Raw genomic sequence first — 11,577 nt, forward strand, 5'->3', positions numbered from 1 at the left:
GATACGCACTAAGATTATCCCATCTAGTTTGGGAATAAGCAAAAGCTTTACCTATTTGACTTTTAGGTAGGGTAAGTTTCATTTGAATAAACATATACTTACCAAGTTCATTGATGATAGGAAGACTTTCTTTTAGACGAAGTTCTTTAGTTTCTTGTGGTGTTAAGTTTTGTTCTTTAGCTTTTCTCTCTACAGCATATATTTTTTGTATTTCTACAAGCACATGTTGAGCTCTTGTTTTATCATTGTCTAAAGCTCTTTCAAACTCACGACGAGCATGTGCCCAACAGCCAAGATGCGTTACATCTGACTTAGCTCCATAGGCTTTGTATCCGCTATAACCATCGGTTTGCAGATATCCTTTGAAGTTTTCTAATACAGGTAGTGCAGCGCTACCACTACGTGTGGGACTGTAATTGAACATTACGAGTTTGGATATAGGGGCGTGATATACCCAGTAATACCCAAGATGAGATTTGTCTTTCTTTTTCTCATCCAAGACTTTGATAGTGGTTTCGTCAACTTGAAGATAACCTTCGTTTTTGATGTCCATCACCAGCTTTTCGTATAGTGGTTTTAAAGTATCCATACTTTGAGCTGCCCAACCATCGATTGTAGAAGAAGCTATATCAATGTTTTCTCTTGAAAAGCGTTGCTTCTGACGGTGTAGTGGAAGATGATCTACGTATTTATCTACAAGTATTGTAGATAATAACCCCTCTGAAGGTATTCCTTTATCGATGATTCGCTCTGGAAGCAGTCCAATACTAATTTGCGTATTGTCTTTGTCTTTCGTGGCGTATTTATATCGGATGTAACGTTTGATTTTAAAGTAACCTGGAACATAATCTAAGACATCTGTTGTTTCTTTGCCAATGCAAATCTTATCAGATAAATCTCCCTCTGGGTAGATTTCTATTTCTTCTACTGGTAAATGATCAGGTAGTTTAGCTCTTCCTGGATGTTTTTTATTCTGACGAGAATAAGTGATCTCTTGTTTGATTACTTCTTCTTGTTCTTCCAAGACTGCTTGCTGAACGTCTAAAGGTAACTCCGTTTGATTAGGGTCTTCGAAACGCTCGCGTTTTTGTCCAAATTGCATGCGTCGTAAAAGATCTACTAAGCGTTGGAGTTCTTGCTTTTCTTGTTCTAGCTTAGATGTCTTTTGCTCTAACTTAGTATTTACTTTGTCTTGTTTGGAAATAGTCTTGGACTGCTTTTTTATAAGCGCCAAAAGTTGTTCTTTCGATAAGTTTTCTAAGTCTATTTCCATGAAGTAAATATACGCCAAAAGCCGTGAATATACAAGGGTTTAACCTGTTTTACTTCAATAAAAAACGCCTTTTTTTATGGCTTTTGATAACCTGGATTCCCTCTATCATCAGTACTAAATCACTCCAACTTATTTGAGCTTTACTATGCGTGGGAAAAGCAAAAGTTCCTTGTTCTAAGCGTTTGTGGTATAGTACAAAGCCTCCTGCTTCCCAATGCAAGAGCTTCATTTGATTACAGCGTCTATTGATAAATATATAGACTCTTCCGTTATGAGCTACTTGATTAAGTTCATTCTGGACAAGTCCACAAAGGCTATCAAAACTCTTGCGCATATCACAAGCTTGTCTATACAAATGAAATTGATTAGAACTACTCAAACTAAACATTATACTAAGTTTACTAATGAATATAGTTCGCTAAGATTGTCTGTTTGTACACGTAGCTTTACACCATTGGGATATACGATTTCATATTCTTGACTATTGCTTACTTGGTCTTTTGTCACAGTTATAAAATTATTGTCTAATTGTGTTGACTCTGACTTTGCCTTATACTTAACCACCCAATAACTAAAGGTTGCTAATTTAATTCCTACACTTTCACAGTATTTTGACTGTGTTAATCCGCTTATTTTCCAATCCTCTACGTGAGAGTACATTATTTCTTGTTTGCTCATCTCTTTATTATTTGAAGCAAACTTAATACCTTACATTAGGTCACGAAATATGTGGTTGGTCGGGCGGATACTTTGTAATATCACTTTTCTTTAGTTGAAATACATCAATATAGGCAAGACCAGTATAACATTGAAAAACAAACACATCTCTTACGGTACTTAACCTTTCATTGGTAAACTCTTTGTTCTCTAAAATAGATAACTCTTCCTTGCTTAATGGCTTTTTATTGAGCTTAGTCTTTTTAGGTTTGTATTGTACAAAAGGATTGGAAGGGATAATTCCTTTAGCAACTGCTCGTAGAACAATCTTTTTGAAGTTTGAGATATACTTTATAGCTGTATTATTAGAACACGCTCTAACAGTCTTTAAATAATGCTCATAGCCAAGTACAAACTCATAATTGAGTTCTCTAAACTCTATATCTTCTTTACCATATACATAACGAATATATTCAGCTACATGCGATCTTGCTGTTACGTATCTTTCATGTGTTCCAATAGCATACTCTTTAGGCACGAGTTTAAAAACTTCATCGTTATGCTTTTGGAATTCTTCTAAAACTTTTGCCTTACTAGTTCCTTTTCCTTGGATATAATCCATAAGCACAGAGGCAGTAATAGGCTCTTCATTACTTAAAAGTTCTAATTTGTACTTGGTAATCTTAGATATGATTGTATCTAAGATGTAATTTAGCGTTTTAGCATCTTCTTTAGCACCATTAGCACGACCTGCTTTTTGGTTCCATCTTTTGATATCCCACTTGTGACTTAGAGAAGTCTCTTTGCGAATACCATCTACTGTGATTCTAAGGTAAACACCTCTTAAATCACTTTTCTCTCTACTTGGTTTGAGAAAGAAATTAATTGACAACTGTTTTTCTAACATAATTCAACTGTTTTTAATATTAATAAATGTCGAATTAAAACGTTCCAAAAACACAGTTTAAAACTCTCTGGCACCCTTTGGCGTCAGGGTTTGCTCAGTTGAAAGGTGCACATCGCTTAGATGTTTTTTTGTGCACCTAATCTGTAACTTTTTTTTGAGCATTTTTGAATAAAATGCGATACCCCTAAAAAAGAAAAAACCTATAACTCGTTGTGAATCATAGGTTTTGTGCTTTTTTACTAACTTTTAAAAAGTTACTATTTATAATTTCGCGGAGAAAGAGGGATTCGAACCCCCGGACCTGTTACAGTCAACGGTTTTCAAGACCGCCGCATTCGACCACTCTGCCATTTCTCCAGTCGAACTCTCTTGTTCTGTATTGCGAGTGCAAATATAGAGCTTTTGTTCGTTTGTGCAAAAGAAAATAAAAGAAATTATATACTTTTTTTACGCTTATTTTCTAAGTGCTTTATATTGAAAAGATTATTGGTCTATTAATATTTAATATAATCTTCAATTTCCAAGCCATAGCCAGTCATACCAACTCTTTTGGCTTGTTCAGAATTAGTCATCAAGTTGATTTTTCCGATTTTTAAATCGTGTAGAATTTGTGCCCCGATACCAAAATCCTTTTGATCCGCAGCAAGTTTAGGTGTATCCATATTAAGACAAGCTCCTTGTTCTTTGATCAAGGCTAATCTTTTAAGTAGGCTTGAGCTTAATTCTTCTTGATTGATAAATAATATAGCTCCTTTACCTTGTTGATTTACCTTTTCAAATGCAGCTTCAATGCGCTTATCAAGTTTACCACTTAAAGCGTCCAAGATATCGTTATTTCCAATCATTGAGTTTATGCGTGTTAAAACAGCTTCATTCTCTTGCCAATCTCCTTTTGTCAAAGCAATGTGTACTTGTTGATTTGTATTTTGCTGATATGCTCTTAATCTAAATTTACCAAAGCGCGTATCTACTTCAAAATCTTCTTTCTTTTCGATTAAACTATCGTGCTTCATGCGGTAAGCCACAAGATTTTCAATTGATATAATCTTCAAGTCCCATTGTTTAGCCACTTCCATTAATTGAGGAAGACGAGCCATAGAACCATCTTCATTTAAAATTTCAACTAATATTCCTGCAGGTTTTAATCCCGCTAAACGAGCAAGGTCAACAGCAGCCTCAGTATGTCCTGTTCTTCTTAATACACCACCTTCTTTGGCGATTAGTGGAAAAATATGACCTGGACGGCCTAAGTCTTCAGCCTTAGTATCTTCTTTTACTAATGACTCTATCGTTTTAGCTCTATCGTGAACCGAGATACCGGTTGTACAACCATGACCTTTTAAGTCAATAGTTACCGTGAAGGCAGTTTGGTGAAGAACTGTATTGTTTGTTACCATTGGATGTAAGTCAAGTTCTTTACATCTTGATTGGGTTAGGGGAGCGCAGATAAGACCTCTACCATAGGTAGCCATGAAATTAATCATCTCTGGAGTAACCATTTCTGCAGCGGCGATAAAATCACCTTCGTTTTCACGATCCTCATCATCTACCACTATGACTACTTTTCCTTGACGAATATCTTCGATAGCTTCCTCAATAGTGTTTAATTGAATGTGATTGTGTGACATTATAGTTGTTTTTTTGTTGTTTATAATTCCTTGTTATCTATTTCTTTGCCAAATATTTTAGTCTTGATAAGGCCAAAGAAAGCTTTTATTCTCTCTTTTACCCAAACAAAGGCATCGACAAATGGCTCAAATACAGCCCCAAAGTTTACTTCTCCATTATCGGCCGTAGCTTTGTAGGTAACGAAGACAGCTAGGGGAGTGAGCACAAGTGCTCCGATCCAAGAGCCCAATATTGGTGACATACCATCCTCTTGAGCTACTTTTTTACCAAAGGTATTGATAAAGTGGTAAGTAATAAAGATAATTACCGCAAAAACCATAGGTAATCCTACACCTCCTTTTCGGATGATAGCCCCAAGGGGTGCTCCGATAAAGAACATTAAGAAACACGAATAAGCTATGACAAACTTTTCGTTTAGTGCCAAGTAATGGTCGTTAATCTTTTTCATTTGATTTAATACCGTAGCGTCATTGGTTTCGGTATTAAACATAAGATTACTTACATATTCATTGGCAGTGGTCAATATTCTTGTTTTTTCCGTTTTATTGAACTGCTCAAGTATTTTATCTGGTGCAACCTCTAAGTATGCGGTTTTAGACTTTGTTGAATCTATAGAAGCTTCTTGCGAGTGATTGTCATCTTGATCTGTAGTATCAGTGGCTTTATTACTATCATACAGTGATTTTAATCTCAAGGTAAGGTTATCCGAATTAGATATTTTACTTGCGACTACTTCATTGTTTAACGAATCTAAGGTATAGCTTAATTGGCTAATATTAAGCATGTGATAAGTATTCGTTACTCTCTCAGGATCTTCTGTTTTGTTCAGTTCAGCCATATCCATATTGACAGTGTATTTGTCAAATTTCACCTTCATAAAAGGCATTTTATTGGCATCTTGATATGTCTTATGTGGAATATCTCTGTAGTAATTTCCGTCAAATAGTTGTAACTGTAATAAGTTGGTGGTCTCGGAAGTGGCCAATTCACCATTGACAGAGCGAATCACTACTTCGTTTTTATAGCCGCCGTTTCCGCGAATATGCATGGTAACATTATCGAGATATTGTCCTTTGTCTCCTGTTTTTTTATCTACTTTAATATTCGATGTTCCCAAGTCAGTAAACTGTCCAGGTGCAATTGCCATAGCTGGTTTTACCGCTACAATTTCTCGGCGCAAGTTAATAAACTCATATTCCGCTTTTGGAATCACGTTATTTGCAAACCAAAAAGATAATAAGGCTAACGCACTGATAAATATCGAGAGTGGTCTTAAAGCGCGACCAAGAGATATTCCTGAGGCTTTCATTGCAGCAAATTCGTAATTCTCAGCCAAGCTACCAAAGGTCATAATTGAGGATAATAATACCGATAAGGGCAATACCAGTGGCACCATCTTTGGCGAGTAGAGCAATAAGAATTTGATAATAACAAATACATCAAGGTCTTTACCTGCTAATTCAGTGATAAATAACCAAACTGCTTGTAGAATAAATATGAAGTACAGAATAGCAAACACTGTAGTTAGTGTTGTTACAAAGCTCTTTAAAATATATCGATCTATTATTTTCACAGAAAGAAAAACTAATCTATTTTATTAATATAATAATTTGGGTACTGAGACTCGGTAAAGGTAAAATGATTTTTTGATATACTCTGATTAGTTTTAAAAGAATTAACCGTTAAGATAGTTTTTGTACCATTTTTATTGGTTTGTACCTTAGTGTAGATGTCTTTGCTTTGGTCATCTATACCCAGTAAGACTTCTTTTATACTTGAGGACTCATCAATTGGAAATAGCTTAATGTATTGGATTTGACGCCCCTTTACACTAGCTAATATATCCCATTGGTAAGTAAATCCTTCTTGAAAGAAAGTAAGTAGGTGAGAAGGTAAGATACCATCGCTTTTTTCTTTGTTGAATTTCGAAATAGTTACCTCTTCATCTTCAGATGAAATTGTATAGATCTTCTTTCCGTCATATATTTTTTTAATTCCCATAAACTCCAGTAGATACAAATCTCCTTGTATATCTACATGTCCTTTAGTGTCTTGGTTTAACTGCTCATCTTTGTCATTGCGTGAACTATATGAAAAATCAATAGACACGTTTTTGTAATTTGAGAGTCGCTTGCTTACTTCATTTAGATAGTTTTTCGCACGTTGGCTTGATTGGCCGTAGGTGTTACTAAGTGAAATGGCAATTATAAATAATAAACTAATTAACTTTTTCATAAAAAATACCTTGTTTTAGGTTTTACATATTTTCTTCTTCAGCTCTAAAGAATTGCTCTAAGGCTAAAATATCTGGAATAAGTACGCTTCTGGCCTTACTTCCTTCAAACGGACCTACTATTCCTGCGGCTTCTAATTGGTCAATAAGTCTTCCTGCTCTATTGTAACCCAATTTGAGTTTTCGCTGTAATAAAGATGCAGACCCTTGTTGTGCAATGACAATTACTTCAGCAGCTTGCTTGAATAAGGCATCTCTTTCACTAATATCCACGTCAATATTACTTGCACCACCATCTTCTCCTACGTATTCTGGTAGTAGATATGCACTTGGATAAGCTTTTTGAGATCCAATATACTCAGTTAGCTTCTCAACCTCTGGTGTATCAACAAAGGCACACTGTACCCGTACAAGGTCATTACCTTGTGTATATAGCATATCTCCTCTACCAATTAGCTGGTCTGCTCCTTGACCATCTAAGATTGTACGCGAGTCAATTTTAGAAGTTACTCTAAAGGCCACACGCGCAGGGAAGTTAGCTTTAATAATCCCGGTAATAACGTTTACAGAAGGTCTTTGCGTTGCGATAATTAAGTGAATTCCAATTGCACGGGCAAGCTGAGCTAAACGAGCAATAGGAGTTTCTACTTCTTTACCTGCTGTCATAATTAAATCTGCAAACTCATCTATCACAAGGACAATATAAGGCAAAAAGCGATGTCCTTGTTCAGGATTTAACTTGCGTTGTTTAAACTTCTCGTTGTATTCTTTGATGTTTCTCACCATAGCGTCTTTTAACAAGCTATAGCGGTTATCCATCTCTATACACAAGGAGTTGAGTGTATTAATAACCTTTGTATTATCAGTGATGATTGCATCTTCTGAATCAGGCAATTTAGCTAAATAATGGCGTTCTATTTTATTAAATAACGTTAATTCTACTTTTTTAGGGTCAACTAACACAAATTTAACTTCTGCAGGGTGCTTTTTGTACAGTAGGGAAGTTAATAAGGCGTTTAATCCCACAGATTTACCTTGTCCTGTGGCTCCTGCCATAAGTAGGTGAGGCATTTTCGCCAAGTCTACCACAAAGGTTTCATTAGAAATGGTCTTACCTAAAGCAACAGGGAGCTCCATTTCTGCATTTTGAAACTTAGGTGAGGCAATAACGCTTTTCATTGATACAATTGAAGGCTTGGTGTTTGGTACCTCAATACCAATGGTACCTCTACCAGGAATAGGAGCAATGATACGAATACCTAAAGCAGCTAGTGATAAGGCAATATCATCTTCAAGATTCTTAATCTTCGATATTCTAACTCCTGCCTCTGGTATTATTTCATATAAAGTAACTGTTGGTCCAACAGTAGCTTTAATTTGCGCAATGTCAATTTTGTAGTTCTTTAAGGTCTCTACAATATTGTTTTTGTTTTCTTCCAGTTCTTCTTGGTCAATTGTAATTCCAGAGTTTCCATACTCTTTTAAGATATCAATAGAAGGAAATTGATATTTTGAAAGTTCAAGTGTTGGGTCAAATTCCCCAAAGTCTTGTACCAGTTTAGCGGCTAAGTTTTCCTCTAATACCTCTTCATCTTTAGCTGCTTCAATGACAAAATTGTCATTTGGAGTGTCTAAAATCATTCCTTCAAACGAATCTTCCTCTTGCTTTTTGTTTTTTAATGATAACTCTGAGCTGTGTTCTATAGTTGGTTTTACAGCTTTTGGATCCATTGTAAAAGAGTGCTTTGGCGCAGTTTCACCTTGGCTTTCTGGCTGTGATTGAGTCTCAGTTGCGTTTTCTATAATTAAATTATCAGTGATTAGTTTCTCTAAATTCTCAGTGTGTTCTTCTTTTACTGGAGTGGAGTTTTCTGGACTCTTTGTTGGTACACTCTCTGGAGTATCAATATTAAAGTCAGTAATTTCCTTTTTGCTCTTTTCAATTGTCTTGTTTACACTGTTTTTAATGCTCTCCAGATTTGCTTTAATTTTTTCAGGAGAAGGTTTAAATCTAAATACGATAAAGACAATAACTAAGAAGATAATAAGTAAAATAGTACCTACAGTACCAATGTAATCGACAAAGTACAGATTCATTTCATAGCCAACTATACCTCCTAAAATCAGGTTTTTGGATCCAAAGAAACCCAATGTAAGCGATAAAAGAACCATTGAGGTTAGATCCCAGAATATGACGTTTTTAATTCGAGTTCTATTAATTCCAAAAAGTCCATAGATTCCTGCGTGTATTAGAATCTTACATAAAAATAAAGCGGAAACTCCAAAACCACTGTAAATGAGTAGGTGGCCAAAGTAGGCGCCTATCTTACCCGTAGTATTTGCTACAGCAGCTGTTCGATCTCCCAGAGCATCTAAGTTACTTTGATCCTCTACACCTGTGAATAAATATGAAAACAATCCTATTGTTAAAGCAATACCTGCGATAACCACAAGTATTAGAAATAGGAATTTGATATTAAATAATGGGTTAGCGGATTTATTTGTTTTGTCGGATTGTGTAGTAGTAGTCTTTTTGGTTTTACTTTCTTTTTTCATCGCAAAATATATTGACAATATGGCTAATTGTAATCTTCGTGTTTTGTGTTAAAATACAAAAAACTGCTATTGGTTATAAAATAGCTCTTGAGAGTTATGGTACAACCAATAACAGAAATATGTTTTTTTAGTGATGTTTTATTTCAATGCAGCCAAAGCTTTTTCATAGTTTGGTTCATTTGTAGTCTCGGCTACTTGCTCTGTGTAAACTACTTTTCCTTGTGGGTCAATGATTACTACTGCGCGAGATAAAAGACCTTTTAAAGGACCGTCTGTAAATAAAACGCCATAGTCTTTTCCAAATTGTCCTTCTCTAAAATCAGATAACATCTCTACGTTTTTAATTCCTTCAGCCCCACAGAAACGATCTTGAGCGAAAGGTAAATCTCTTGATATACAAAGTACAACTGCATTGTCTAATTTAGCAGCAGATTCGTTGAAATGTCTTACTGACATTGCGCATGTACCTGTATCTACACTTGGAAAGATATTGAGTATTACTCTTTTTCCTTTGTAATCAGATAGTGATTTATCAGCTAATCCAGCACCTACTAAGTTAAATGCTGGAGCTATAGCGTTTATAGCGGGAAGTTCACCTATAGTGTGTACTTCGTTGTTCTTTAAAGTTACTTTTGCCATATTATTTTAATTTTTAGTACTACACAAAAATATATAAAATATATCAATGTAAACTTGTTTTTATTGTGAGAAATCATCGCAATAGTGAAAGTTTTACTTATTTGTGTTCCATAAAAAAAGGGTTCAACGTAAAATGTTGAACCCTTGTGTATTTGGTATTGATAAATTATTTGTCAATTGATCCTAATACTCTTTTCATAAACCCGTTAAGAGCTTCTTTTTGAGTAGCACCTTCTTTGATCAGTTTTTGAACCTCTAAGGCACCGTACATATTAGAAATTAATTCCCCGATAACATCTAATTCTTCGTCTTTCAATGAAGGAACTTCAGTTAGGTTTTCTAATACTTCGATAGTTTCAATGATATAATCTTGGTCATTGTCCTCAATGAATTGAGTCAAATGTTTGATAACAGGTAATTTCATTCTAATTGTGTTTTTCTGAAATTATGCAATTTCGTTTACTAAATCGTTTAAAACCTCTGCTTTGTTTGTTTGAGCTTGGTTTACTAATTTTCCGTTAACGAATGTAGCGAATGTAGGTAAATTACTTACGTCGGCTAATTGTCTTGACTCAGGGAAGTTCTCAGCATCTGCAATTACAAATGTCATGTTCTGTTTCTCACCAGCCAATTTTTTAAACTTCGGTTTCATAATTCTACAGTTACCACACCAAGATGCAGCGTATTGAACTACTACTTTATCGTTTGAATTTACAATTTCTTGTAAATTGTCTTTATCTAATTCTAAAAGCATTTTATTTTTATTTAATCGTTTATACTCTGTGATGTAATCTTACAGATTAGTTTTTGCTTAAGTACTCAGCAACACCTTTTCTGTCAGCGTTCATCGCTTGTTTACCTTCTTCCCAGTTTGCAGGACATACCTCTCCGTGAGTTTGAACGTGTGTATAAGCGTCGATTAATCTGATGTATTCGTTTACGTTTCTACCAAGTGGCATATCGTTTACTGATTCGTGGAAGATTTTTCCAGTCTCATCTACAAGGTAAGTAGCTCTGAAAGTTACGTTAGAACCTGCAATTTGAACTGCATCATACTCCTCGCTGTAAACTTCTTCTTCTACGTCTAAAATTCCTAATACTGAAGATAAGTTTCTTTGTGTATCAGCTAAGATTGGGTAAGTTACACCTTCGATACCACCGTTGTCTTTTGCTGTGTTTAACCATGCAAAGTGTACTTCGTTTGTATCACAAGAAGCTCCAATTACCATAGTGTTTCTTTTTTCGAACTCAGGTAATGCTGCTTGGAAAGCGTGTAATTCTGTAGGACATACAAAAGTAAAGTCTTTTGGGTACCAGAATAATAATACTTTTTTATTGTTTTTTGTTGCTTCCTCAAAAATGTTGATTCTTAAATCATCTCCCATTTCAGACATTGCATCAACTGTGATATTTGGAAATTTTTTACCTACTAAAGACATAATAATTATTTTTTAAAGTTAATATTGATTTCTCTTATTTTTCTATTGCAAATGTAGAACACATTTTAGGTTATATCTATTAAGTTTGATTATTGTTTTTTATCATACTATAATAAATATCTATTTTACCCTTGTCTAAATATTTTTTTACTGTATTCTGTTTTGACTTTTTAAATATATAAAGAAATTGCGATTTTACAAACTAACTAAGTGTTATATAAATGCTAATTATTAGTTATCGTTA

General features: G+C 34.8%; 12 protein-coding genes and 1 tRNA gene. All 13 read right to left on the reverse strand.

Features of this window, described 5'->3' with window-relative positions; genetic code table 11:
* On the reverse strand, positions 1-1,273 hold a 1,273-nt coding region (tnpC, locus tag GOQ24_RS15595; protein WP_160340104.1), incomplete at its 3' end, for an IS66 family transposase.
* Positions 1,274-1,322: 49 nt separating this feature from the next.
* Positions 1,323-1,661: an IS66 family insertion sequence element accessory protein TnpB gene (gene tnpB / locus GOQ24_RS15600; protein WP_160340105.1), complete on the reverse strand. Its 339-nt coding sequence runs from the start codon at positions 1,659-1,661 to the stop codon at positions 1,323-1,325.
* A complete protein-coding gene (tnpA, locus tag GOQ24_RS15605) occupies positions 1,661-1,951 on the reverse strand; it encodes an IS66 family insertion sequence element accessory protein TnpA (RefSeq protein WP_160340106.1) in 291 nt (96 codons plus the stop codon). Before tnpA ends, tnpB begins: the two co-directional genes overlap by 1 nt.
* 40 nt (positions 1,952-1,991) lie before the next feature.
* Entirely contained in the window at positions 1,992-2,837 is an 846-nt protein-coding gene (locus GOQ24_RS15610; protein WP_243731293.1) for a site-specific integrase, read from the reverse strand.
* Between the two features lie 272 nt (positions 2,838-3,109).
* Positions 3,110-3,194, reverse strand: a tRNA-Ser gene (locus GOQ24_RS15615).
* Positions 3,195-3,331: 137 nt separating this feature from the next.
* A complete protein-coding gene (gene ribB / locus GOQ24_RS15620) occupies positions 3,332-4,465 on the reverse strand; it encodes a 3,4-dihydroxy-2-butanone-4-phosphate synthase (RefSeq protein WP_155092312.1) in 1,134 nt (377 codons plus the stop codon).
* Positions 4,466-4,485: 20 nt separating this feature from the next.
* On the reverse strand, positions 4,486-6,039 hold the full coding sequence (locus tag GOQ24_RS15625; protein WP_160340107.1) for an LptF/LptG family permease: 1,554 nt from the start codon (positions 6,037-6,039) through the stop codon (positions 4,486-4,488).
* 11 nt (positions 6,040-6,050) lie between these two features.
* Complete coding sequence (locus tag GOQ24_RS15630) at positions 6,051-6,701, reverse strand: LolA family protein (protein ID WP_160340108.1); 651 nt, start codon at positions 6,699-6,701, stop codon at positions 6,051-6,053.
* A 22-nt stretch (positions 6,702-6,723) separates the two neighbouring features.
* Positions 6,724-9,255 (reverse strand): FtsK/SpoIIIE family DNA translocase, encoded by a 2,532-nt coding sequence (locus GOQ24_RS15635; RefSeq protein WP_160340109.1) that lies wholly within the window; start codon positions 9,253-9,255, stop codon positions 6,724-6,726.
* Between the two features lie 138 nt (positions 9,256-9,393).
* Positions 9,394-9,894, reverse strand: coding sequence for a thiol peroxidase (gene tpx, locus GOQ24_RS15640; RefSeq protein WP_155092309.1), 501 nt, complete (start codon positions 9,892-9,894; stop codon positions 9,394-9,396).
* 166 nt (positions 9,895-10,060) lie between these two features.
* A complete protein-coding gene (locus GOQ24_RS15645; RefSeq protein ID WP_155092308.1) occupies positions 10,061-10,318 on the reverse strand; it encodes a DUF6952 family protein in 258 nt (85 codons plus the stop codon).
* A gap of 21 nt (positions 10,319-10,339) precedes the next feature.
* Complete coding sequence (locus GOQ24_RS15650; RefSeq protein ID WP_155092307.1) at positions 10,340-10,648, reverse strand: thioredoxin family protein; 309 nt, start codon at positions 10,646-10,648, stop codon at positions 10,340-10,342.
* Positions 10,649-10,694: 46 nt separating this feature from the next.
* The gene (locus tag GOQ24_RS15655) at positions 10,695-11,333 is read right to left on the reverse strand and encodes a peroxiredoxin (protein ID WP_155092306.1); all 639 of its coding nucleotides are present in this window, start codon (positions 11,331-11,333) and stop codon (positions 10,695-10,697) included.
* Positions 11,334-11,577: the final 244 nt, after the last annotated feature.

This window comes from Myroides sp. LoEW2-1, assembly GCF_009767705.1.
Taxonomy (GTDB): domain Bacteria; phylum Bacteroidota; class Bacteroidia; order Flavobacteriales; family Flavobacteriaceae; genus Flavobacterium; species Flavobacterium album_A.